The organism is Priestia sp. 10L35 (assembly GCF_056395685.1).
On record NZ_JBFTKA010000013.1, the window covers coordinates 1 to 24,625 of the forward strand.

At 39.3% G+C, this 24,625-nt stretch carries 25 protein-coding genes, 1 rRNA gene and 2 other annotated features; all 26 genes read left to right on the forward strand.

Annotated features, from left to right (window positions below; genetic code table 11):
- Nucleotides 1-110: ribosomal RNA gene (gene rrf, locus AC1DEF_RS26000) — 5S ribosomal RNA — on the forward strand; the annotation flags it as partial.
- Between the two features lie 235 nt (nucleotides 111-345).
- Nucleotides 346-807, forward strand: coding sequence for a CtsR family transcriptional regulator (locus AC1DEF_RS26005; RefSeq protein WP_097825357.1), 462 nt, complete (start codon nucleotides 346-348; stop codon nucleotides 805-807).
- Between the two features lie 41 nt (nucleotides 808-848).
- Complete coding sequence (locus AC1DEF_RS26010; RefSeq protein WP_025753183.1) at nucleotides 849-1,391, forward strand: UvrB/UvrC motif-containing protein; 543 nt, start codon at nucleotides 849-851, stop codon at nucleotides 1,389-1,391.
- A 3-nt stretch (nucleotides 1,392-1,394) separates the two neighbouring features.
- Nucleotides 1,395-2,468 carry a protein arginine kinase gene (locus AC1DEF_RS26015; protein ID WP_097825356.1) on the forward strand — a complete coding sequence of 358 codons (1,074 nt, stop codon included), beginning with the start codon at nucleotides 1,395-1,397 and terminating at the stop codon, nucleotides 2,466-2,468.
- 20 nt (nucleotides 2,469-2,488) lie between these two features.
- On the forward strand, nucleotides 2,489-4,930 hold the full coding sequence (clpC, locus tag AC1DEF_RS26020; protein WP_097825355.1) for an ATP-dependent protease ATP-binding subunit ClpC: 2,442 nt from the start codon (nucleotides 2,489-2,491) through the stop codon (nucleotides 4,928-4,930).
- Nucleotides 4,931-5,053: 123 nt separating this feature from the next.
- Nucleotides 5,054-6,430, forward strand: coding sequence for a DNA repair protein RadA (gene radA, locus AC1DEF_RS26025; protein WP_013054899.1), 1,377 nt, complete (start codon nucleotides 5,054-5,056; stop codon nucleotides 6,428-6,430).
- A 3-nt stretch (nucleotides 6,431-6,433) separates the two neighbouring features.
- A complete protein-coding gene (gene disA / locus AC1DEF_RS26030) occupies nucleotides 6,434-7,513 on the forward strand; it encodes a DNA integrity scanning diadenylate cyclase DisA (RefSeq protein WP_013054900.1) in 1,080 nt (359 codons plus the stop codon).
- Nucleotides 7,514-7,660: 147 nt separating this feature from the next.
- Nucleotides 7,661-8,758, forward strand: a complete 1,098-nt coding sequence (locus AC1DEF_RS26035; RefSeq protein WP_013054901.1) for a PIN/TRAM domain-containing protein — start codon at nucleotides 7,661-7,663, stop codon at nucleotides 8,756-8,758.
- 25 nt (nucleotides 8,759-8,783) lie between these two features.
- Nucleotides 8,784-9,485: a 2-C-methyl-D-erythritol 4-phosphate cytidylyltransferase gene (gene ispD, locus AC1DEF_RS26040; RefSeq protein ID WP_097825354.1), complete on the forward strand. Its 702-nt coding sequence runs from the start codon at nucleotides 8,784-8,786 to the stop codon at nucleotides 9,483-9,485.
- The gene (ispF, locus tag AC1DEF_RS26045; protein ID WP_013054903.1) at nucleotides 9,482-9,961 is read left to right on the forward strand and encodes a 2-C-methyl-D-erythritol 2,4-cyclodiphosphate synthase; all 480 of its coding nucleotides are present in this window, start codon (nucleotides 9,482-9,484) and stop codon (nucleotides 9,959-9,961) included. Before ispD ends, ispF begins: the two co-directional genes overlap by 4 nt.
- A 105-nt stretch (nucleotides 9,962-10,066) precedes the next feature.
- Entirely contained in the window at nucleotides 10,067-11,524 is a 1,458-nt protein-coding gene (gltX, locus tag AC1DEF_RS26050) for a glutamate--tRNA ligase (RefSeq protein WP_028412658.1), read from the forward strand.
- Between the two features lie 39 nt (nucleotides 11,525-11,563).
- Nucleotides 11,564-11,788: a binding site (T-box leader), on the forward strand.
- A 72-nt stretch (nucleotides 11,789-11,860) separates the two neighbouring features.
- On the forward strand, nucleotides 11,861-12,517 hold the full coding sequence (gene cysE, locus AC1DEF_RS26055) for a serine O-acetyltransferase (RefSeq protein ID WP_025753192.1): 657 nt from the start codon (nucleotides 11,861-11,863) through the stop codon (nucleotides 12,515-12,517).
- Nucleotides 12,507-13,904 (forward strand): cysteine--tRNA ligase, encoded by a 1,398-nt coding sequence (cysS, locus tag AC1DEF_RS26060; protein WP_043982717.1) that lies wholly within the window; start codon nucleotides 12,507-12,509, stop codon nucleotides 13,902-13,904. The genes cysE and cysS overlap by 11 nt, the downstream gene beginning before the upstream one ends.
- A 7-nt stretch (nucleotides 13,905-13,911) precedes the next feature.
- Entirely contained in the window at nucleotides 13,912-14,337 is a 426-nt protein-coding gene (locus AC1DEF_RS26065; protein WP_013054907.1) for a Mini-ribonuclease 3, read from the forward strand.
- A complete protein-coding gene (gene rlmB / locus AC1DEF_RS26070) occupies nucleotides 14,327-15,070 on the forward strand; it encodes a 23S rRNA (guanosine(2251)-2'-O)-methyltransferase RlmB (RefSeq protein WP_043982715.1) in 744 nt (247 codons plus the stop codon). Before AC1DEF_RS26065 ends, rlmB begins: the two co-directional genes overlap by 11 nt.
- A 2-nt stretch (nucleotides 15,071-15,072) precedes the next feature.
- On the forward strand, nucleotides 15,073-15,582 hold the full coding sequence (locus AC1DEF_RS26075; RefSeq protein ID WP_013081364.1) for an NYN domain-containing protein: 510 nt from the start codon (nucleotides 15,073-15,075) through the stop codon (nucleotides 15,580-15,582).
- Between the two features lie 68 nt (nucleotides 15,583-15,650).
- Entirely contained in the window at nucleotides 15,651-16,301 is a 651-nt protein-coding gene (gene sigH, locus AC1DEF_RS26080; RefSeq protein WP_013054910.1) for an RNA polymerase sporulation sigma factor SigH, read from the forward strand.
- An 81-nt stretch (nucleotides 16,302-16,382) separates the two neighbouring features.
- Nucleotides 16,383-16,532: a 50S ribosomal protein L33 gene (gene rpmG, locus AC1DEF_RS26085; RefSeq protein WP_013081365.1), complete on the forward strand. Its 150-nt coding sequence runs from the start codon at nucleotides 16,383-16,385 to the stop codon at nucleotides 16,530-16,532.
- A 53-nt stretch (nucleotides 16,533-16,585) separates the two neighbouring features.
- Nucleotides 16,586-16,765, forward strand: coding sequence for a preprotein translocase subunit SecE (gene secE / locus AC1DEF_RS26090; RefSeq protein ID WP_013054912.1), 180 nt, complete (start codon nucleotides 16,586-16,588; stop codon nucleotides 16,763-16,765).
- A gap of 195 nt (nucleotides 16,766-16,960) precedes the next feature.
- Nucleotides 16,961-17,494, forward strand: a complete 534-nt coding sequence (nusG, locus tag AC1DEF_RS26095; protein ID WP_013054913.1) for a transcription termination/antitermination protein NusG — start codon at nucleotides 16,961-16,963, stop codon at nucleotides 17,492-17,494.
- 165 nt (nucleotides 17,495-17,659) lie between these two features.
- Complete coding sequence (gene rplK / locus AC1DEF_RS26100; RefSeq protein WP_013054914.1) at nucleotides 17,660-18,085, forward strand: 50S ribosomal protein L11; 426 nt, start codon at nucleotides 17,660-17,662, stop codon at nucleotides 18,083-18,085.
- Nucleotides 18,086-18,195: 110 nt separating this feature from the next.
- On the forward strand, nucleotides 18,196-18,891 hold the full coding sequence (gene rplA, locus AC1DEF_RS26105) for a 50S ribosomal protein L1 (protein ID WP_013054915.1): 696 nt from the start codon (nucleotides 18,196-18,198) through the stop codon (nucleotides 18,889-18,891).
- Nucleotides 18,892-18,956: 65 nt separating this feature from the next.
- Nucleotides 18,957-19,100: a sequence feature (ribosomal protein L10 leader region), on the forward strand.
- Nucleotides 19,101-19,140: 40 nt separating this feature from the next.
- Nucleotides 19,141-19,641 (forward strand): 50S ribosomal protein L10, encoded by a 501-nt coding sequence (rplJ, locus tag AC1DEF_RS26110; RefSeq protein ID WP_013054916.1) that lies wholly within the window; start codon nucleotides 19,141-19,143, stop codon nucleotides 19,639-19,641.
- Between the two features lie 44 nt (nucleotides 19,642-19,685).
- Complete coding sequence (gene rplL / locus AC1DEF_RS26115; RefSeq protein ID WP_013054917.1) at nucleotides 19,686-20,048, forward strand: 50S ribosomal protein L7/L12; 363 nt, start codon at nucleotides 19,686-19,688, stop codon at nucleotides 20,046-20,048.
- A gap of 112 nt (nucleotides 20,049-20,160) precedes the next feature.
- Nucleotides 20,161-20,763, forward strand: a complete 603-nt coding sequence (locus tag AC1DEF_RS26120) for a class I SAM-dependent methyltransferase (RefSeq protein WP_097825353.1) — start codon at nucleotides 20,161-20,163, stop codon at nucleotides 20,761-20,763.
- 245 nt (nucleotides 20,764-21,008) lie between these two features.
- Nucleotides 21,009-24,572 carry a DNA-directed RNA polymerase subunit beta gene (gene rpoB / locus AC1DEF_RS26125; RefSeq protein ID WP_013081368.1) on the forward strand — a complete coding sequence of 1,188 codons (3,564 nt, stop codon included), beginning with the start codon at nucleotides 21,009-21,011 and terminating at the stop codon, nucleotides 24,570-24,572.
- Nucleotides 24,573-24,625: the final 53 nt, after the last annotated feature.

Consider the following 24,625-nt stretch of genomic DNA (forward strand, 5'->3'; position numbering starts at 1 on the left):
GGCGATAGCGAAGAGGTCACACCCGTTCCCATACCGAACACGGAAGTTAAGCTCTTTAGCGCCAATGGTAGTTGGGACTTTGTCCCTGTGAGAGTAGGACGTTGCCAGGCACCTGAAAAAGGACTAGCTATTTTAGCTAGTCCTTTTTTGTTTACAATTTATTTGTTTTATGAAAAAGTATAGTAAGAACAATAAAATTCACGATTTGCAGGTTTTGAAATAAATTTTAGTGGCAACGATAAAAGTAAAGAATAAACTTTAATAGTACATAGTTGAAAATTTTTTCGTTTCCTTTTATATTTAAATTAAGGTCAAATATAGTCAAAGTCAGAAGGAGGGGGCAGCGTGCCAAATATCTCTGACATTATCGAACAGTATTTAAAACAAGTACTTGAATTAAGTGAAAGAGAAATTGTTGAAATAAGGCGCAGTGAGATTGCTGATAAATTTCAATGCGTTCCGTCGCAAATTAATTACGTTATCAATACCCGTTTTACAGTTGAGAGAGGTTATCTTGTAGAAAGTAAGCGAGGCGGCGGCGGCTTTATTCGTATTGCAAAAGTAAAAATGCATGATGCAGCGGATTTGTTTCAGCAAGTAATTGAGATGATTCAAAATGAAATTTCACAAGTAAGTGCTGAAAACGTCATTATTAGGTTAGTTGAAGAAAAAGTCATCACAGAACGAGAAGCAAAAATTATGTTGAGTGTTATCAATCGTTCAGTTATTAATATTGAACTTCCTTATCGTGATGAGCTAAGGGCTAATCTTTTAAAAGCAATGCTTAATTCATTATGCTACCGATAAGCTCATGATCTATTTTATTTAGAACAGGGAGTGATGACAGGATGATTTGTCAGCAATGTGAAACGAGACCTGCAACTCTTCACTTCACAAAAATCATTAATGGTGAAAAGACGGAGATGCATGTATGTGAACAATGCGCTTCAGAAAATGGAGATGCATTTTCTTTTTCAAATCAGCAAGGTTTTTCAATCAATAACTTACTAGCTGGCCTACTTAACCTAGATCCAGCAGTAACTGAAAATTATAAGCAACAAAGTCAGGAAGTTCTTTCTTGTCCTACTTGTGGCATGACATATCAAAAATTTGCTAAAATCGGCAGGTTTGGATGTGCAGATTGCTACAAAACATTTGAGCGACCTCTTATTCCTTTCCTGAAGAGGCTGCATGGAGGTAATTATCTGCATCATGGAAAAATACCAGCAAGAATTGCAAGTAATCTTCATTTAAAAAAGGAATTACAGGCATTAAGATTGAACTTAAAAGAGTATATCGAAAAAGAGGAGTTTGAGAAAGCAGCTGAACTCCGAGATCACATTCGGTTACTAGAAAAGAAGATGAACGAATCGAGAGAGGAGGAAGCGTAATTCATGTCCCAGGATTTGTTCTTTTCCCAGCCTGTTAGCTCTTGGATGCGTCAAGAAGCTTCGAATTCAGATATTGTTCTAAGCAGTCGAATCAGGCTGGCTCGAAATTTAACTCATTATCTTTTTCCAACTCTCTTTTCTAAAGAACACGCAGTTGAAGTGGTTCGAGTATTCGAGCAAGTTTTTCAAAAAAGTGAAAACACCAATCAGTGGAATTTGCATTTACTAAAGATGAACGAATTACAGCCTCTTCAAAAGCAAGTGTTGGTTGAAAAGCATCTTATCAGTCCTAACTTGGCTGAAGGAGATAACAACGGAGCTTGTTTTTTATCAGAAAAAGAAGATTTGAGTATTATGGTTAATGAAGAAGATCATTTACGCATACAATGTTTATTTCCAGGCCTTCAATTATCTGAAGCTTTAAGCACAGCGAATAAAGTAGATAATTGGATTGAGAAATACGTAGATTATGCGTTTGATGAAAATAGAGGGTATTTAACCAGCTGTCCCACAAATGTGGGTACTGGGCTACGTGCATCTGTGATGATGCATCTGCCGGCTTTAGTGATGACCCGTCAAATTCATCGTATTATTCCCGCTATTAACCAGCTTGGCTTAGTGGTGAGAGGAATTTATGGAGAAGGTAGCGAAGCTTTAGGGAATATCTTTCAAATTTCTAATCAGATAACCTTAGGGAAATCTGAAGAAGATATTGTGGCAGATTTAAATAGTGTCGTACAGCAGTTGATTACACAAGAGCACTCTGCAAGAGACGCGCTGTTTAAAACATCTCATGTAGAGTTAGAAGATCGAGTGTATCGTTCATATGGAGTATTGGCCAATAGCCGTATTATTGAGTCAAAAGAAGCTTCACAATGTTTATCAGATGTTCGATTAGGAATCGATTTAGGGTATATAAAAGGACTGAGTCAAAATATATTGAATGAACTTATCATTATGACGCAGCCAGGCTTTTTACAAAAGTATTCGGGAGGTCCCCTAAAGCCTCAAGAACGTGACATTAAAAGAGCCACCTTAATTCGAGAACGTCTCACTATAAATAAAAACACAAATTAAACGTGGAGGGTGACGATTATATGATGTTTGGTAGATTTACAGAGCGCGCACAAAAAGTATTAGCTTTAGCACAGGAAGAAGCACTACGCCTAGGTCACAACAACATTGGAACGGAGCATATTTTATTAGGTATCGTTCGTGAAGGTGAAGGAATTGCAGCAAAAGCTCTTTCTGCTCTAGGCCTAAGCACTGAAAAAATTCAAAAAGAAGTGGAAGCATTAATTGGCAGAGGCCAAGAATTAACGCAGACCATTCATTATACACCTCGAGCGAAAAAAGTCATTGAACTTTCAATGGATGAAGCCCGAAAGCTTGGTCATTCTTATGTAGGAACAGAACATATCTTACTAGGCTTAATTCGTGAAGGTGAAGGCGTTGCAGCACGCGTTTTAAATAATTTAGGTGTTAGCCTAAATAAAGCTCGTCAGCAAGTGCTTCATTTATTAGGTAGCAATGAAGCTGCTTCAAGTCATCAAGGCGGAGGCTCTTCAAACGCTAATACACCTACGCTAGACAGCTTAGCACGCGATTTAACAGTTGTAGCGCGCGAAGGAAGCTTAGACCCTGTTATCGGACGTGGGAAAGAAATTCAGCGTGTTATTGAAGTGTTAAGCCGACGTACAAAAAACAATCCTGTATTAATTGGGGAGCCAGGTGTCGGTAAAACGGCAATCGCTGAAGGTTTGGCTCAGCAAATCGTCAACAATGAGGTTCCAGAAATTTTACGCGATAAACGCGTTATGACTTTGGATATGGGAACGGTCGTTGCTGGTACAAAATACCGCGGAGAATTTGAAGATCGCCTGAAGAAAGTAATGGATGAAATTCGTCAAGCAGGTAATATCATTCTCTTTATCGATGAGTTACACACATTAATTGGCGCTGGTGGTGCAGAAGGTGCTATCGATGCTTCTAATATTTTAAAACCGTCTCTTGCTCGTGGAGAACTTCAGTGTATCGGTGCTACGACTTTAGATGAATACAGAAAGTACATTGAAAAAGATGCAGCGTTAGAGCGTCGCTTCCAGCCAATTCAAGTGGATGAACCAACGTTGGAAGAGTCTATTCAAATCTTAAAAGGGCTTCGTGACCGTTATGAAGCCCATCACCGAGTATCTATTTCTGATGAGGCAATCGAGCAAGCGGTGAAACTATCAGATCGCTACATTTCCGATCGTTTCTTACCGGATAAAGCAATCGATTTAATTGATGAAGCTGGTTCAAAAGTGCGTTTACGTTCATTTACAACGCCGCCAAATTTAAAGGAATTAGAGCAAAAATTAGAATCAGTACGCAATGAAAAAGATGCGTCTGTTCAAAGTCAAGAATTTGAAAAAGCAGCATCTTTACGCGATACAGAGCAACGCCTACGCGAAGAATTAGAAGACACAAAGAAAATTTGGAAAGAGCAGCAAGGTAAAGAAAACTCAGCTGTAACCGTAGAAGATATTGCGATGGTGGTATCTAGCTGGACGGGTGTACCGGTCTCTAAACTGGCACAGGAAGAGACAGAAAGACTGCTGAACATGGAAGAGATTCTTCACTCTCGTGTAATTGGGCAAGAAGAAGCGGTAAAAGCAGTTGCAAAAGCTGTGCGCCGTGCTAGAGCAGGCTTGAAAGATCCAAAACGTCCAATTGGTTCATTCATTTTCTTAGGACCAACAGGGGTTGGTAAAACAGAGCTTGCACGTGCATTAGCGGAGTCAATCTTCGGCGATGAAGATGCAATGATTCGTATCGATATGTCTGAGTACATGGAGAAACATTCTACTTCACGCTTAGTAGGTTCACCTCCGGGATATGTTGGATACGAAGAAGGCGGCCAGTTAACGGAAAAAGTAAGAAGAAAACCTTACTCAGTTGTTCTTTTAGACGAAATTGAAAAAGCGCATCCGGATGTATTTAACATTTTATTACAAGTGTTAGAAGATGGACGCTTAACAGATTCAAAAGGCCGTACAGTTGATTTCCGTAATACGATTTTAATTATGACATCAAACGTAGGTGCTGATACATTAAAACGAAGCAAGCACTTAGGGTTCACAGTAGAAGCGGAAGGGCAAGACTACAAAGATATGAAAGGAAAAGTAATGGCGGAAATGAAGCGCGCGTTCCGTCCCGAGTTCCTAAACCGTATCGATGAAATTATCGTCTTCCATTCATTAGAGAAACCTCACTTAGCTGAAATCGTTAAATTAATGGCGGATCAGTTAACAAGACGCTTAAAAGAGCAAGAAATTGATCTTGAATTAACAAAAGAGGCAATTGATAAGATTGCAGAGGAAGGTTTTGATCCAGAATACGGTGCTCGTCCACTTCGTAGAGCAATTCAAAAACATATTGAAGACCGTTTATCTGAAGAGCTGCTAAAAGGGGTTGTTCAAAAAGGTCAGAAAGTGACGCTAGATGTAGACAAAGGAGAATTTGTTGTTAACTCCTCCGCTCCAAGCAGCATCAGCTAAATTTACTCAAACCAAGACGAGGCATACGAAAAAACACGTATGCCTCCCTTTTTATTTTAGCTTAGGAAATAGTGTACAATAGAGATAGAAATCGATTGAATGAACGGAGAGATTGATAACATAATGGCGAAACGAAAAACAAAATTTGCATGTCAGCATTGCGGATATGAATCAGCAAAATGGATGGGGAAATGTCCCGGGTGCGGAAGCTGGAATTCTATGGTAGAAGAAATGGAAGAAACGAAATCATCACGCCGAGGAGCTTTTTCCGGAGCTACTGCTTCTAAAGTCCAAAAACCTCAGTCAATTACAGCGATTGAATCTACAACAGAACCACGAATTTTCACACCTTCTGCAGAGTTAAATCGTGTATTAGGAGGAGGTATTGTCAGAGGGTCACTCGTTTTAATAGGGGGAGATCCGGGTATCGGAAAGTCTACTTTACTTTTGCAAACCTCCGCGCAGTTAGCAATGAAACAAAATAAAGTACTATATATTTCGGGAGAGGAATCAACCAAACAAACGAAGTTAAGAGCGGACAGGCTAGGTGTAAAAGCTGAAGAGCTTTATGTTCACGCAGAAACAAACTTAGAATTAATACTAGAGGCCATCTCAAGCATGCAGCCTGATTTTGTGGTGATTGATTCAATTCAAACCATTTACCATGCTGATGTCACATCAGCGCCAGGAAGCGTCTCACAGGTGCGAGAGTGTACGGCTGAACTAATGCGTGTTGCTAAAACGAATGGAATTGCCATCTTTATTGTGGGGCATGTAACGAAAGAAGGGGCCATTGCAGGACCAAGACTTCTTGAACATATGGTGGATACGGTTCTTTATTTTGAAGGAGAGCGCCATCATACGTATCGTATATTAAGAGCAGTTAAGAACCGATTTGGATCCACAAATGAAATGGGCATTTTTGAAATGAAAGAAAGTGGGCTAGAAGAAGTATTGAATCCATCTGAAATCTTTCTAGAAGAACGGTCTCAGGGAGCAGCAGGATCGGTTGTTGTCGCTTCAATGGAAGGGACAAGGCCCGTATTAGTAGAGCTGCAGGCGCTAATCAGTCCAACGAGCTTTGGAAACCCTAGAAGAATGGCGACGGGAGTAGATCATAATCGCGTTTCGCTTATCATGGCTGTCTTAGAAAAGCGTGTAGGAATGCTGCTGCAGAATCAAGATGCTTATTTAAAAGTAGCAGGTGGAGTGAAATTAGATGAACCAGCAATTGATTTAGCTGTAGCCGTTAGTATTGCTTCAAGCTTCAGAGATGCTGCTTCTAGCGCTACGGATGTTATTGTAGGAGAGGTAGGATTAACAGGTGAAGTACGCCGAGTATCTAGAATTGAACAGCGCGTTCAAGAAGCGGTAAAATTAGGGTTCCAACGAATTATTATCCCAGAGAAAAATTTAGGAGGATGGAAAGTCCCAGATGGTATTGATGTGATTGGGGTATCAACAGTAGCGGAGGCTCTGCAATATACATTAGGAGGATAAGCAGTGGAAGGAGAAAAAACAACAGTTAGTCAAAAACAAATATCAGAAATTCTGCAGTTTGTAGCACCAGGAACCCCTATTCGTGACGGTATCGATAACGTCTTGCGGGCAAAGACGGGCGGCTTAATTGTTATGGGCTACAATGAACAAGTCAAAAAGATGGTAGATGGAGGATTTTCGATTAATTGTGCATTTACACCTGCGCATTTATACGAGTTAGCCAAAATGGATGGAGCGCTTATTTTAAATGACAGCGGAAGCAAGATATTATTTGCTAATGCTCAGCTCATGCCAGACCCCTCTACTCCTTCTTCACAGACAGGAATGCGACACCGTACAGCAGAGCGTGTAGCTAAGCAGTCAGGTGTATTGGTAATAGCCATTTCACAAAGAAGAAATGTGATTACGCTTTACAAAGGGTCTCTGCAGTATGTATTGAAAGACATTAGCGTTATTTTAGCAAAAGCGAATCAAGCGCTTGGAACACTTGAAAAGTACAAGGCGGTATTAGACGAATCGATTACAAGTCTCAGTGCATTAGAGTTTGAAGAGCAAGTAACTCATACAGACGTGCTGCAGTCGCTTCATCGTACAGAAATGGTTCTGCGTATTAAAAATGAAATTTTGAGCTATATTAGCGAGTTAGGAACAGAAGGAAGATTAATCCGTCTCCAAATGAATGAACTACTTTCCCATTTAGAGGAAGAAGCAACTTTATTAATCAAAGATTATATGTATGACCTCAGCTTTGACCCTTACCGAGTAATTGAACGTATGCAGCAGCCGTCAAATAATGTTCTTCTCGATGACCAAACGCTTCTTCGCTTAATGGGATATCCCATGTATACAAGCTTTGAAGACAGCGTTATTCCTAGAGGGTATCGAATGCTTCATAAAATTCCAAGACTTCCATCGATTATTATTGAAAATCTCATTGATGAATTAGGGGATTTAAAAACGATAGCAGATGCGTCGGTAGAAGAATTGGATGAGGTAGAAGGCATCGGTGAAATTCGAGCACGGAAAATCAGAGAAGGTCTAAAAAGACTAAAAGAGCAGCATCTTACAAACCGTCAGCTATAGGATATTAATTGACATTAAATGTTTGATTCATTAAGATATTGTGAAAATACAAAAAAAGTGACAGTTTGTTTACAAATTCTGTTTTTTGGTTAAATAACAGGTTTCAATCATTGTAAACTGTTTATAATGATAAAGGGAGGTGAAGGCGTGTTAAAACGTTTTGTACAGTTATTTTTTATTATTACAGGTGGTACATTGGGCGTCTTTTTTATACCTGAACTTATTCAATTATTAAATCTGCAAGATGTAGCATTTCTAGAAAAGCCTTACGTCGATGCAATACTAGGAGCCATTTTGTTTTTCCTTGTCACGTTTTGGATTGTTGATTATATAGTTGAATTAATTCGCCGAGTGGAAGAAGCGTTACTGAAGGCGCCTGTAACGGATGTGCTTTTTGGGAGCTTAGGATTGATTTTAGGGCTTATTGTGGCCTACTTGGTCGGAGCTTTTTTAGGCAGAATTCAACTTCAAGTAGTAAGTACCATTTTACCAATCTTTCTAAGTATTCTTTTAGGTTACTTAGGGTTTCAAGTCGGGTTTAAAAAACGTGATGAACTTGTAAGCGTGTTTTCGATGCCGGCTCGAATTGGGAAGAAAAAAGGACAAGAAGAAGAAACAGATAACGAAGAATCATTAAAGTCTCTTAAGATTTTAGATACAAGCGTTATTATTGACGGCCGTATCGCAGATATTTGTCAAACAGGATTTTTAGACGGAACGATTGTTATTCCGCGCTTTGTGCTTGAGGAACTTCAGCATATTGCTGATTCGTCGGATGTTCTAAAACGAAACAGAGGTAGACGAGGTCTAGATATTCTAAACCGTATTCAAAAAGAACTGGCAATGAAGGTAGAAATTTATGAAGGCGATTTCGAAGACATTCAAGAAGTAGACAGCAAGCTGGTTAAATTGGCAAAGCTAACTTCCGGTTTGGTCGTGACAAACGATTTTAATTTAAATAAAGTATGTGAACTTCAAAATGTTGGCGTTTTAAATATCAATGACTTAGCAAATGCCGTCAAGCCAATTGTACTTCCAGGAGAAGAAATGAACGTATTGGTTATAAAAGACGGTAAAGAGCACAATCAAGGTATTGCCTATCTTGATGACGGTACAATGATCGTGGTAGAAGAAGGAAGAAATTATATTGGAAAGCAAATTGATGTACTGGTGACGAGCGTACTCCAAACCTCAGCAGGCCGTATGATTTTTGCGAAACCCAAGTTATTAGAAAAAGCACTGTGACGTAACAGGTAAAGGGAGTATACCTATGAAGTATGAAATTATCGTGTTAGCTGCAGGTCAGGGGAAGCGAATGAAAGCGGGGCGGAACAAACAATTTTTAACTATTCAAAACGTTCCGCTTATCATTCATACGCTGCAAAAATTCGAACAAGATCCTTGGTGCAGTGGAATTGTACTAGTTGTAAACGAAAAAGAAGTGGAGATTTTTGAAGAGTTATTAATCGAATATCCAATTCAAAAGGTTCAATCATTGACAGTTGGAGGCGATGAACGTCAACATAGCGTTTATAACGGCCTTAAAAGTTTAAAGCAGGCTCAGATGGTATTAATTCATGATGGTGCTCGTCCATTTGTTCAACAAAACACAATCCATGAGTTAGTAGAAAAAGCTGCTAGTGATAAGGCTGCTGTGCTGGCTGTTCCAGTAAAAGACACAATTAAGCGTGTGGAACAGGGTACTGTCATTGAAACAGTTGAGCGCTCTAGCTTGTGGGCTATTCAAACGCCGCAGGCTTTTCTTTTTGATGTAGTAATGGATGCACACGAAAAAGCAAAAACAAATGAATACTTAGGCACCGATGATGCAAGCTTAGTAGAAAAAGCGGGGCAAAAAGTATCGATTGTAGAGGGAAATTACGATAATATAAAACTAACAACACCAGAAGATTTGTTATATGCAGAAGCTATATTAACAAAGCTAAACAAGACTGAAGGAGTGGAAAAATGAACATTCGAGTAGGACAAGGTTTCGACGTACATGAATTTGCAGAAGGAAGACCTTTAATCATCGGCGGTTTAGAAATTCCGTATGAAAAAGGATTATTAGGCCACTCAGATGCAGATGTGCTGTTGCATACAATCGCAGATGCCTTATTAGGAGCGGCGGCTAAGGGAGATATCGGAAAGCATTTTCCGGATACAGACCCTGAATTTAAAGATGCTGATTCAGCAAAGCTTCTTCAACACGTATGGAAACTGCTAAAAGATGAAGGCTATGAATTAAGCAATGTAGATTGCACAATTATCGCGCAAAAACCTAAAATGGCTCCTTACATTGAACCAATGAGAGAGCGTATTGCGCAGCTGTTAGAAGCAAGCATTTCTCAAATTAACGTCAAGGCAACAACAACAGAAAAGTTAGGCTTTACGGGACGTGAAGAAGGAATTGCCGCCCAAGCAGCCGTTTTAGTTTATCAAAAATAAAAACAGTTGACTTTGACAGATACCTATTTGGTGATAAAATTAGAACATGTCTAAAACATATAAATACATACTATAAGTAATATTAAATTGGAGGTCATCTTAGTTATGTCAAGCGAAGTAAGAGTTCGTTATGCCCCGAGTCCAACTGGACATCTTCATATAGGGAATGCAAGAACAGCACTATTTAATTATTTATTTGCACGAAATCAAAACGGTAAATTTATTATCCGTATTGAAGATACAGATCAAAAGCGTAATATCGAAGGCGGAGAAGAAAGTCAGCTGCGCTATTTAAAATGGTTAGGTATTGAATGGGATGAGAGTATCGACGTAGGCGGCGAGTACGGTCCTTATCGCCAGTCTGAACGTACGGAAATCTATCAAAAATATACGGAAGAACTTCTTGAAAAAGGATTAGCTTATCACTGTTACTGTACGTCAGAAGAGCTTGAAAAAGAGCGTGAAGAACAGCAGGCGAACAGTCAAATGCCGCGCTATTCAGGTAAGTGCCGTAACTTAACAGCTGAACAGCGTGCTGAACTAGAAGCAGAAGGCCGTGAGCCAAGCATTCGCTTCCGTGTTCCTAGCAACACAGAAATTAAATGGAATGATATAGTCAAAGATGAAGTATCATTTGAATCTGAAGGCATTGGTGATTTCGTTATTGTGAAAAAAGACGGTACACCAACATATAACTACGCTGTAGCCATTGATGATTATCTAATGAAGATGACACATGTTCTACGCGGAGATGACCATATTTCTAATACACCGAAGCAAATTCTTGTGTATGAAGCTTTAGGCTGGACGCCTCCTGTATTTGGTCATATGACATTAATCGTAAATGAAAATCGCCGTAAGCTAAGTAAACGTGATGAGTCAATCATTCAGTTTATTGAGCAATATAAAGAATTAGGCTACTTGCCGGAAGCACTGTTTAATTTTATTACAATGCTTGGCTGGTCACCTGTGGGAGAAGAAGAAATCTTCTCTAAAGAACAGTTCATTGAAATTTTTGACCCAGCTCGTTTATCAAAATCTCCAGCACTATTTGATACAAGCAAATTACGTTGGATGAACAACCAATACATGAAACAATTGGATTTAGACGAGGTAGTAGCTTTATCAGTTCCTCACTTAGTGAAAGCTGGAAAAGTTGAAGAAACGCGCGATGCAGAAACAGAACAATGGGTACGTGACTTAGTCGCTCTATACCAAGAACAAATGAGCTTTGGCGCTGAGATTGTTGAACTTACTGAAATGTTCTTTAAGAAAGAAATTGATTACAGTGAAGAAGCAAAAGCAGTGCTTGCTGAAGAGCAAGTACCGGAAGTGTTAAAAGCATTTGCTGAAGAAATTTCTTCCTTAGAAGAATTCAGTGCTGATGAAATTAAGGCAGCAACAAAGGCTGTACAAAAAGCAACAGGTCAAAAAGGTAAAAAACTATTTATGCCAATTCGTGTAGCAACAACAGGCGAAACACACGGTCCTGAGCTTCCAAAAGCTATTTCTCTTTTAGGGAAAGAAACAGTTTTAGCTCGTCTAGAAAGCATTTATAGTTAACAAATTTCTATTTTGCCCATATGATAGAATAATCAAATATGGATATCGTTGAGAAGGAAGAGTAGGCAAGTTCATTGCATATCAGAGAGGGTTATCACCGGCTGAAAGTAACCTATGACAAAACTTGTTGAAGTGCGCCTTTGAGTCTTTTGTTGAATGCTGCTAAAGTAAGTAGGCAAAAGCGGGTACTTTCACGTTATGAGAGAAGAGTTGGGATCGTTTGTTGATCCAAACAGAGTGGAACCGCGTATATACGTCTCTGTGTCATTTGACATAGGGGCGTTTTTTTATACAATCAATGAGTAGATAGAGGAATAGCGGAATTGGGGTGAGATGATGCTAAAGTTGTTAAAGGAAGACATTGAAGCCATATTTGAACAAGATCCTGCAGCAAGAAGTTATATTGAAGTGATATTAACCTATTCGGGGTTGCATGCTATTTGGGCACATAGATTCGCTCACGGGCTTTTTAAAAGAAAGTGGTTTTTTCTGGCACGTGTAATCTCACAAATTAGCCGATTCTTCACAGGGATTGAAATCCATCCGGGTGCGAAAATTGGCCGCCGCTTTTTTATTGACCATGGAATGGGAATTGTGATTGGGGAAACGTGCGAAATTGGAGATAATGTAACAGTATATCAAGGAGTAACACTCGGAGGAACAGGGAAAGAAAAAGGAAAGCGTCACCCGACGATCGAAGACAATGTCTTAATTGCAACAGGTGCTAAAGTACTAGGGTCGATTACGATTCATGCGCACTCCAAAATTGGAGCGGGCTCAGTTGTGTTAAATGACGTCCCAGAAAACTCAACGGTTGTTGGTATCCCTGGCCGAGTCGTCATTCAAAATGGCGTCCGGATTCCAAAAGATTTGAATCATCAAGATTTGCCAGATCCAGATGCAGAGCGTTTTAAACAGCTAGAGAAAGAAATTTTACACCTGCAAAATCAATTAAAGGAATTAAAAGAAGGGAAGATTCACCATGGCAATTAAGCTATATAACACGTTAACACGTCAAAAAGAGACATTTGTACCTCTAGAAGAAAACAAAGTCAAAATGTACGTGTGCGGACCGACCGTGTATAACTATATTCATATTGGAAATGCGCGTCCTGCAATCGTATTTGATACGGTGCGCCGCTATTTAGAATTTAGAGGCTACGATGTAGAGTATGTCTCAAACTTCACAGATGTGGATGATAAATTAATTAAGGCAGCAAAAGAGTTAGGAGAAGATGTTCCAACGATCGCAAACCGCTTTATCGATGCTTACTTTGAAGATACGTCAGCTCTTGGATGCAAGCATGCCGATGTGCATCCACGCGTAACTGAAAATATGGATATCATTATTGAGTTCATTGATGAACTGGTGAGAAAAGGATATGCATATGAGTCAGAGGGTGATGTATACTATCGTACACGTAAGTTTGAAGGATACGGAAAATTATCACATCAATCTATTGATGAATTGCAATCCGGTGCTCGTATCGAAGTTGGAGAAAAGAAAGAAGATCCATTAGACTTTACTCTTTGGAAAGCAACCAAAGATGGAGAAATCGCATGGGATAGCCCTTGGGGTCAAGGAAGACCAGGCTGGCATATCGAGTGCTCTGCGATGGCACGCAAGTATTTAGGTGATACAATTGATATCCACGCAGGCGGTCAGGATTTAGCTTTCCCTCATCACGAAAATGAAATTGCCCAATCAGAAGCGCTCACTGGGAAATCGTTTGCGAAATACTGGCTTCATAACGGATATATCAATATTGATAATGAAAAGATGTCTAAATCACTAGGGAACTTCGTGTTAGTTCATGACATTATTAAAAAGCATGATCCGTCCCTACTTCGATTCTTTATTTTATCTGTTCACTATCGTCACCCAATTAACTATAACGAAGAAATTTTAGAGAATACGCGCAAAGGGTTTGAGCGTCTGCAAACAGCTTACGGCAACTTAACTCACCGTTTAGAGGCAGCAACAAATCTTCAAGAAGATGCTTCAGAATGGTTCGAAAAGCTAAAAGAGCTTCGCGAAACGTTTGTTGAAGAGATGGATGATGATTTTAATACGGCAAATGCCATTTCTGTTCTGTTCGAGCTAGCAAAGCAAGCTAACTTGTATTTATTAGAACAAACAACGTCTACAGATGTAATTGAAGCCTTTATTAAAGAGTTTAAAGAATTAGGTGCTGCAATAGGCATTACGTTTGGAGAAGCTGAACTTCTAGACGAAGAAATTGATCAATTGATCCAAGATCGTATTCAGGCTCGTAAAGATCGTAATTTCCAATTAGCAGATCAAATTCGAGATGAATTAAAGGCTAAAAATATTATTTTAGAAGATACGGCGCAAGGAACAAGATGGAAAAGAGGATAATAGTGTTATGAGCAGCAGTAAATTAGATGTAAAACAGCTAAATAGCTTAGCTCTTGCTTATATGGGTGATGCGGTGTTTGATTTACATGTTCGCCGCCACCTGCTGGTGTTAGGGACAGTGCGCCCTAACCAGCTTCATAATAAAGCTAAAAAATACGTATCAGCAAAAGCACAAGCGCAAATCGTATATTATTTTAAAAATGAAAACTTTTTTACTGAAGAAGAAGAAGGTGTACTGCGCCGAGGACGCAATGCAAAGTCCGGTACAGTCCCTAAAAACACAGATGTGCAAACGTATCGCTACAGTACGGCATTTGAAGCGGTCGTAGGCTATTTGTATCTTTTAGGTGAAGAAGAAAGAATGATGGAACTTATTACTAAAGCTATCTCTTTCGTCGATGAAGGAGAGGGAGGAATGAATCATGGAACATGAATTTATCATTGGACGTAATCCGGTCCTAGAAGCCCTAAAGTCTGGGCGCGACATTAACAAACTATGGATTGCCGAAGGATCGCAAGGCGGTTCTATGGGGCAAATCACGCAGTTAGCAAAACGTAATGGTGTATTGGTGCAGTTTGTACCGAAAAAGAAAATTGAGCAAATGGTAGAAGGTATTCATCAAGGAGTAGCTGCACAAGTTGCTGCTTATCAATATGCAGAGTTAGATGATTTATTTAACTTAGCGGAAAAACGTAATGAAAGTCCGTTTTTTCTTCTGCTAGATGAGCTTGAAGATCCCCATAATTTAGGTTCTATTATGCGAACAGCCGATGCCGTTGGCGCACACGGTATTATTATTCCAAAGCGCCGTTCAGTTGGATTAACGGCCACTGTAGCTAAGGCCTCTACAGGAGCGATTGAACATGTTCCCGTAGCAAGGGTAACAAACCTATCAAGGACGATTGATGAATTAAAAGATCGAGGCGTATGGATTGTTGGAACAGATGCGAAAGAAAGCGATGATTATCGCAACTTAGATGGAGGTATGCCGCTTACGTTAGTTATTGGAAGCGAAGGAAAAGGCATGAGTCGTTTGATTCGTGAAAAATGCGACTTCCTTGTACAGCTTCCAATGGTTGGGCATGTTACATCGTTAAATGCATCTGTAGCAGCTAGTCTTCTCATGTATGAGGTTTACCGAAAACGCCATCCTCTAGGTGAATAAGAATGGATATTCTACTGGTGGATGGTTATAACATGATAGGTGCGTGGCCCGACCTAAGAAAGCTTAGAGATAATGATTTAGCCGGTGCTCGAGATCTGTTAATCGAAAAGATGGCAGAGTATCAAGCATATATGGGGTATCGTGTCATTATTGTCTTCGATGCTCATATGGTCGAAGGAATTGAAAAGAAGGCAAAAAATCATAAGGTTGACGTTGTATTTACAAGAGAAAATGAAACAGCGGATGAGTACATTGAAAAGCTGGCTCAAGAGCTAAACAATGTAAAGACACAGATTCATGTTGCTACATCTGATTTCACGGAGCAGTGGGCAATCTTTGGACAAGGTGCGCTTAGAATTTCTGCTCGAGAATTGTACAACGAAATTGAGCAGATTGAGAAACATATTAATCTTGATGTGAAGTCTATTCAAAATCAAAAGCCAGCGGCACGCATTCAACTTTCCAATCAAGTAGCCGAAATTTTCGAAAAATGGCGTCGGGGACAGCGGTGAGGTTATTGACGGTACGGAATTAGCTACTGTATAATATTTCTATCTACTGTGCGGTCGGGGGGATCGATATGGGCGATAATTATGGGAGAAAACTGCATGCTCATTTCGAACAACAAGAGGATGAAACAGTTGTCGATCTTGTGCATAAAGGCGATATTGACGCATTAGAGTATTTGATTCATAAATACAAAAACTTTGTGCGAGCAAAGGCGCGGTCATATTTTTTAATTGGGGCAGACCGTGAAGATATTGTGCAAGAAGGTATGATAGGGTTATATAAGGCAATTAGAGATTTTAGAGAAGATAAGCTAACTTCGTTTAAAGCTTTTGCTGAACTTTGCATTACCAGGCAAATTATTACCGCTATTAAAACCGCAACAAGGCAAAAACATATTCCATTAAACTCTTATGTATCATTGGACAAGCCAATATATGATGAAGAGTCCGACCGAACCTTAATGGATGTTATTTCGGGGACAAAAGTAGCAAATCCAGAAGAGTTGCTCATTAATCGAGAGAAGTTTGATGATATTGAATTAAAGATGGCTGAACTTTTAAGTGATCTTGAGCGAAAAGTTCTCGTTCTTTATTTAGATGGTCAATCTTATCAAGAGATTTCAGAAGAGTTAAACCGCCACGTCAAATCCATCGATAATGCACTTCAGCGTGTGAAGAGGAAATTAGAGCGCTACCTCGAGATTCGTGAAATCACAATGTAGCCTTCTATCCTCATATTGACATGCTAAGAAAGTCTGTGATACTTTTTTATAGACATTATCACTCTATAGGTGGTTGACATTATGCGTAAAAAAGTTGTACTTGCGTGTGTGCAATGCGCTAGTCGTAACTATACGACTATGAAAAACACACAGCAAAACGAAGAGCGTTTAGAAATGAAGAAGTTTTGCAAAACGTGTAACGCACATACGATTCATCGTGAAACAAAGTAGATCAATAATCTGCACAGACTAATACCCCTTTTAATTTATTGGAGGTTACAAACATGAACCGTGTAGGAAATTTCTTGCGTGATGTTGGGCGTGAGATGAAGAAGGTAAGTTGGCCTAAAAAAAATGAGCTAACTCGTTATACAATTACTGTTATTTCTACAGTTGTATTTATGACACTCTTTTTTGTAGTAGTTGATTACGGAATTTCGTCACTTATTCGTTTAATCCCTTGAATAAATTGACTTGAATCATGGTATAATAAAGCTAAATTATGTTTTTTTCAGAAAAGCCCGGAGACGGGTTTTTTAATTTGCTTTAAGAATGATTGTGCTAGGAGTCAACTATTTTCCTAGTGCGTTGTCTGTGCAATAGATTAGGACATCTTATTTTATAGTGAGCTGGGAGGGAAGGACGTATAGTCCTCAGAAATGGAGAAAAATTGGTATGTAGTCCATACTTATTCTGGATATGAAAATAAAGTAAAAACAAATTTAGAAAAGCGCGTAGAAACAATGGGTATGCAAGATAAAATTTTTCGCGTTGTTGTTCCTGAAGAAGAAGAAAGAGAAATTAAGAACAACAAAGAAAAGATTACAAAGAAAAAAGTATTTCCAGGGTACGTGTTAGTTGAAATCATCATGACGGATGATTCATGGTATGTAGTTCGTAATACACCTGGCGTTACGGGCTTTGTAGGTTCAGCAGGTTCTGGCTCAAAGCCAACTGCTCTTCTACCAGAAGAAGTAGAAATGATCTTAAAACAAATGGGCATGGACGAGAAGCATGCTGACTTTGACTTTGAACTAAAAGAAACAGTATTGGTTCAAGAAGGTCCGTTTGCAAACTTCGAAGGTACCATTGAAGAAATCGATACAGATAAACGTAAGGTTAAGGTTCATGTGGATATGTTCGGAAGACAAACGCCAGTAGAGCTAGACTTTACACAAATTGAAAAAATATAATCTGTAAGACCTTGCAATTCATGAAGTTTAATGTTAATATTTCATAAGTCAGTATGTCTCAAAACTAGAGACTAAAACAACTATTTCTTTATTTTATATATAAAGAACATTGAGTGGGAGGGCATCGCCCTATTACCACATCACGGACTTAAGGAGGTGTGTCTCGTGGCTAAAAAAGTAATTAAACTTGTTAAGTTACAAATTCCTGCAGGTAAAGCAAATCCAGCGCCACCAGTTGGTCCTGCATTAGGTCAAGCCGGTGTTAACATCATGGGTTTCTGTAAGGAGTTTAACGCTCGCACAGCTGATCAAGCTGGTCTTATCATTCCTGTTGAAATCACGGTATTTGAAGACCGTTCATTTACATTTATTACGAAAACTCCACCTGCTGCTGTACTACTTAAGAAAGCGGCTGGTATTGAGTCTGGTTCTGGTGAACCAAACCGTAATAAAGTTGCAACAGTCAAGCGTGACAAAGTGCGTGAGATTGCTGAAACTAAAATGCCTGACTTAAACGCTGCTAGCGTTGAATCTGCAATGCGCATGGTAGAAGGTACAGCGCGCAGTATGGGAATCGTAGTTGAAGACTAATTCCATTTGATTGGGTGTTAGAAGGTTGCGAGAAATGGAAGTTTTCCTATGCTCGCAACCTTTATTAGTGGGAGGTTATTCCGTTAAAACCACATAAGGAGGAAACAAAAATGGCTAAAAAAGGTAAAAAGTACGTTGAAGCTGCTAAGCTTGTAGATCGTACACAAACTTATTCAGTACAAGAAGCGATTGAATTAGTAAAGAAAACAAACACAACTAAATTTGATGCAACTGTAGAAGTAGCATTCCGTTTAGGAGTTGACCCTAAGAAAGCTGACCAACAAATTCGTGGTGCAGTAGTACTACCAAACGGTACAGGTAAAACTCAACGTGTATTAGTATTCGCTAAAGGCGAAAAAGCTAAAGAAGCTGAAGCTGCAGGCGCTGACTACGTTGGCGATGCTGACTACATCAACAAAATCCAACAAGGTTGGTTCGAGTTCGATGTAATCGTAGCTACTCCAGATATGATGGGTGAAGTTGGTAAACTTGGTCGTGTATTAGGACCTAAAGGTTTAATGCCAAACCCTAAAACTGGTACAGTAACATTTGATGTTCAAAAAGCAGTTAACGAAATCAAAGCTGGTAAAGTAGAATACCGCGTTGATAAAGCTGGTAACATCCACGTACCAATCGGTAAAGTATCTTTCGAAGAGAGCAAGTTAGTTGAAAACTTCACTACAATCTTCGAAACTATGGTAAAAGCTAAGCCGGCAGCAGCAAAAGGCACATACATGAAGAACGTAGCTGTTACTTCAACAATGGGCCCTGGTATCAAAGTTGATACTGCTTCATTCTCTGCTTAATAAATTTGGAAATAAATCGGTGTTGACTTTTTGAAAGTCCCTGATTATAATAGATAATGTTGTTAAAAAGAATAACATTTGTACCGTAGACAGTAGGTGCTGCAAAGCTTAATTTCCTACCGAGGTGTGTGAGATAAATTAGTGAAACGTTATGGTTCGCTTACTACACCTCCATGTCTTTATTGTCATGGAGGTTTTTTATTGCACCTTGTCTGAGTGTACGGAAGGAAATCTACAGGAGGTGTAAAGATGAGCAACGTAATTGAACAAAAGAAACAAGTCGTAGACGAAATTGCTGAAAAACTTCAAGCGAGTAACTCAATAGTTGTCGTTGACTACCGTGGTTTGAATGTTGCTGAAGTTACTGAACTTCGTAAGCAATTACGTGAAGCAGGCATTGAGTTCAAAGTTTACAAAAACACTTTAACTCGCCGTGCTGTAGAAAAACTTGAACTAACAGATCTTAATGATGCGTTAGTAGGTCCAAATGCAATCGCATTTGGTGGAGAAGATGTTGTTGCTCCAGCTAAAATTCTAAACAACTTCGCGAAAGAACACGAAGCGTTAGAAATCAAAGCTGGTGTAATTGAAGGTAATGTTGCATCTGTTGAAGAAATTAAAGCACTTGCAGAACTACCATCTCGCGAAGGCTTACTTTCTATGTTGCTTAGCGTGCTTCAAGCTCCAATTCGCAACCTTGCTCTTGCTACAAAAGCTGTGGCAGATCAAAAAGAAGAACAAGGTGCATAATCTAGTCTGTTATATATAACACAATCACAAGGAGGAAATTAACAATGACTCAAGAACAAATCATTGAAGCAGTTAAAAATATGACTGTTTTAGAACTTAACGATTTAGTAAAAGCAATCGAAGAAGAATTTGGCGTAACTGCTGCTGCTCCTGTAGCTGTAGCTGGCGGTGCTGCTGGTGAAGCTGCTGCTGAGAAAACTGAATTTGACCTAGTACTTGAAAGTGCTGGCGGACAAAAAATCAAAGTTATCAAAGTAGTACGTGAAATCACTGGTCTTGGCTTAAAAGAAGCTAAAGAAATCGTTGATAACGCTCCAAAAGCTCTTAAAGAAGGTATTTCTAAAGAAGAAGCTGAAGAAGCAAAAGCTAAACTTGAAGAAGTTGGCGCTTCTGTAGAAGTTAAGTAATTATTGCTTAACAACTGATATAAAAAAGCTCGCTTGTACAAGCGAGCTTTTTTGCTTCTGTCATCCTTTTCATTTATAGTAAAGAAGAACATATTGATTAGGAGGTTCTATTTTGACAGAACATTATTTTTCTAACACACCATCGTCTGCAAGTAATGAAGAGCGCTTTTCATTTGAATTGAGAGGAACCTCTTTTTCATTTACGAGTGACCGCGGTGTTTTTTCAAAAAAAGAGATCGATTTTGGATCGCGCCTGTTAATTGAAACGTTTCAAATGCCCGAGAATCCCGGCCCGCTTCTGGATGTTGGATGCGGATATGGCCCAATTGGGTTGGCACTTGCAAAAGAGGACAGTCAAAGAAACGTTCATATGGTTGATGTTAATGAACGTGCATTAGCACTAGCTCAAAAAAATGCTGAAGTTAATTCAGTATCAAATGTTTCAATCTATCAAAGCTCTTGCTATGAAAATGTGAAGGAAACGAATTTTGCAGCTATTCTTAGTAATCCGCCGATCCGTGCGGGTAAAAAAGTTGTTCATGAAATTCTAGAAAAATCATTAGATCACCTTGCCGACCAAGGAGAACTTTGGATTGTGATTCAGAAAAAGCAAGGAGCGCCATCTGCTCTTGCGAAATTAGAATCTCTATTTAATGAAGTAGAAGTAGTAGACAAGAAAAAAGGGTATTATATCATATGTGCTAAAAAATGTTGACTAATATTTTTTAGTATGTTAGCATTATAAAATGCCAATATATAAATATTCCATATAAGCTCGGGTTATACATAAAATAAAAGGTATAATTTTGAATTATATGGGAAAAACTAATAAAATCAATAGTACGTTTTTATGAAATTGTGGTTTTCTATTTAAAGAGACCATTTTTCTTTTGTTCAATAATAAACATATGGTTTATTATATATTTTGAATAATAACGCTTGATTTGAGGGGTGAATCAGTTGACAGGTCAACTAGTTCAGTATGGACGCCACCGCCAACGCAGAAGTTATGCTCGTATTAGTGAAGTTTTAGAGTTACCGAACTTAATCGAGATTCAAACGGCTTCATACCAATGGTTTTTAGATGAAGGTTTACGAGAAATGTTCCAAGATATTTCTCCAATTGATGATTTTACAGGTAACTTATCACTAGAATTTATTGATTACAGCTTAGGTGAGCCAAAGTATTCAGTAGGAGAGTCCAAAGAACGTGATGTAACTTATGCAGCACCTCTTCGTGTTAAGGTGCGGTTAATTAATAAAGAAACAGGTGAAGTAAAAGACCAAGATGTGTTCATGGGAGATTTCCCATTGATGACCGAAACAGGTACCTTTGTAATTAATGGTGCTGAGCGTGTTATCGTATCACAGTTGGTTCGTTCACCAAGTGTTTACTATAGTGGAAAGCTTGATAAAAACGGTAAAAAAGGATATACAGCAACTGTTATCCCTAACCGTGGTGCATGGCTAGAATATGAAACTGATGCAAAAGATGTAGTATACGTGCGTATTGATCGTACTCGTAAACTGCCAGTAACAGTGCTGTTACGCGCGCTAGGTTTCGGTTCTGACCAAGAGATTATCGATTTAATCGGTGATAATGAATACATCCGTAATACGCTTGAAAAAGATAATACGGAAACAACGGAAAAAGCGCTATTAGAAATCTATGAGCGTTTACGTCCGGGTGAACCACCGACAGTTGAGAATGCGAAGTCTCTATTAGTATCTCGCTTCTTTGATCCAAAACGATATGACTTAGCGAACGTAGGTCGCTATAAAATTAATAAAAAGCTTCATATCAAACATCGCTTATTTAATCAAAAGCTAGCTGAAACATTAGTTGATCCTGAAACAGGTGAAATTATTGCAGAAAAAGGCGCAATGATTGACCGCCGTCTGCTAGATCGCTTGATTCCGATGCTTGAAGGTGGAGTAAACTTCAAAACTTATAGTCCGGTTGGTGGAGTAGTAGAAGACGATGTTACATTACAATCTATTAAGATTTATGCGCCAAATGATCCAGAAGGTGAAAAAATCATCACTGTATCAGGTAACGCATATGTAACAGAAGAAGTTAAAAATATCACACCTGCTGATATTTTAGCATCAATCAGTTATTTCTTTAACTTGCTTCATCAAGTAGGAGACACAGATGATATCGACCACTTAGGTAACCGTCGTCTGCGTTCTGTAGGTGAATTGTTACAAAACCAATTCCGTATCGGTTTATCTCGTATGGAACGTGTTGTTCGTGAAAGAATGTCAATTCAAGACACGAATACAATCACACCTCAACAATTAATTAATATTCGCCCAGTTATTGCGGCGATTAAAGAGTTCTTTGGAAGTTCTCAATTATCACAGTTCATGGATCAAACGAATCCATTAGGCGAATTGACGCACAAACGTCGTCTTTCAGCTCTAGGACCTGGTGGTTTAACTCGTGAGCGCGCTGGTTTCGAAGTGCGTGACGTTCACTACTCCCACTATGGCCGTATGTGTCCGATTGAAACGCCAGAGGGTCCGAATATCGGGTTAATCAACTCACTATCTTCTTATGCAAAAGTAAACAAATTCGGTTTCATCGAAACACCTTACCGTCGTATCGATCCTGAAACAGGTAAAGTAACAGAGCGAATTGACTACTTAACAGCTGATGAAGAAGATAACTATGTTGTAGCCCAAGCGAACGCTCGTCTAGGTGATGATGGTTCATTCTTAGATGAAAATGTCGTTGCACGTTTCCGTGGAGAAAACACGGTTATCCGTCGCGATCGTTTAGATTATATGGATGTATCACCAAAACAAGTTGTATCTGCCGCTACAGCATGTATCCCATTCTTAGAGAACGATGACTCTAACCGTGCATTAATGGGTGCGAACATGCAACGTCAAGCAGTACCTTTATTAAATCCTGAAGCACCAATCGTAGGTACAGGTATGGAATACGTATCTGGTAAAGACTCTGGTGCAGCCGTGATTTGTAAATATCCTGGCGTTGTAGAGCGCGTAGAAGCAAAACAAATTTTTGTTCGCCGCTATGAAGAAGTAGACGGACAAAAAGTTAAAGGTAACTTAGATCAATACAAATTATTAAAATTTGTTCGTTCTAACCAAGGTACTTGTTACAACCAGCGTCCAATTGTTTCAGTTGGCGACGAAGTAGTAAAAGGTGAGATCTTAGCCGACGGTCCTTCAATGGAAAAAGGTGAGCTTGCTTTAGGACGAAACGTAATGGTTGGTTTCATGACATGGGATGGTTACAACTATGAGGATGCCATCATCATGAGTGAACGCCTTGTGAAAGACGATGTATATACGTCTGTTCATATTGAAGAATATGAATCTGAGTCTCGTGATACGAAGCTTGGACCTGAAGAAATTACGCGTGACATTCCAAACGTAGGTGAAGATGCGCTTCGCAACTTAGATGAGCGTGGAATCATCCGCATTGGTGCAGAAGTAAAAGACGGAGATCTTTTAGTTGGTAAAGTAACGCCAAAAGGTGTAACAGAACTAACAGCTGAAGAACGTCTTCTACACGCTATTTTCGGTGAAAAAGCGCGTGAAGTTCGTGATACTTCTCTTCGTGTACCGCACGGCGGCGGTGGAATCATTCTTGATGTTAAAGTCTTCAACCGTGAAGATGGCGACGAATTACCACCAGGTGTAAACCAATTAGTCCGTGTATATATTGTTCAGAAGCGTAAAATTTCTGAAGGTGACAAAATGGCCGGTCGTCACGGTAACAAAGGTGTAATTTCACGTATTTTACCTGAAGAAGATATGCCTTATCTACCAGACGGTACGCCAATTGACATCATGTTAAACCCATTAGGGGTACCATCTCGTATGAACATCGGTCAGGTGCTAGAGCTTCATTTAGGTATGGCTGCTCGTAAGCTTGGCATTCACGTTGCGTCTCCAGTATTTGATGGTGCGCGTGAGGAAGATGTTTGGGCAACAATCGAAGAAGCTGGCATGTCTCGTGATGCTAAAACAGTTCTATATGATGGTCGAACAGGTGAACCATTCGATAACCGTGTATCAGTAGGAATCATGTACATGATCAAACTTGCTCACATGGTAGACGATAAACTTCACGCTCGTTCTACTGGACCATACTCACTTGTTACACAACAACCACTTGGTGGTAAAGCGCAGTTCGGTGGACAGCGTTTTGGTGAGATGGAGGTATGGGCACTTGAAGCATACGGTGCTGCTTACACATTACAAGAGATCTTAACAGTGAAATCAGATGACGTAGTAGGTCGTGTGAAAACATACGAAGCAATTGTTAAAGGTGAAAACATTCCAGAACCTGGCATACCTGAATCGTTCAAAGTATTAATTAAAGAACTGCAAAGTTTAGGTATGGATGTGAAGATGCTTTCTGCTGACGAGCAAGAAATTGATATCATGGACTCAGAAGAGGACCATGAGCAACCAACAGAATCAATTATTGCTGATAACGAAGAAAGCCTTTCTGAAGGACAAAAAGATCCTGTCACAAAAGAGTAAGGAATTACTTTCATATAAACGTTAAGGGAAAAAACCTGTAGATTAAAAGGGAG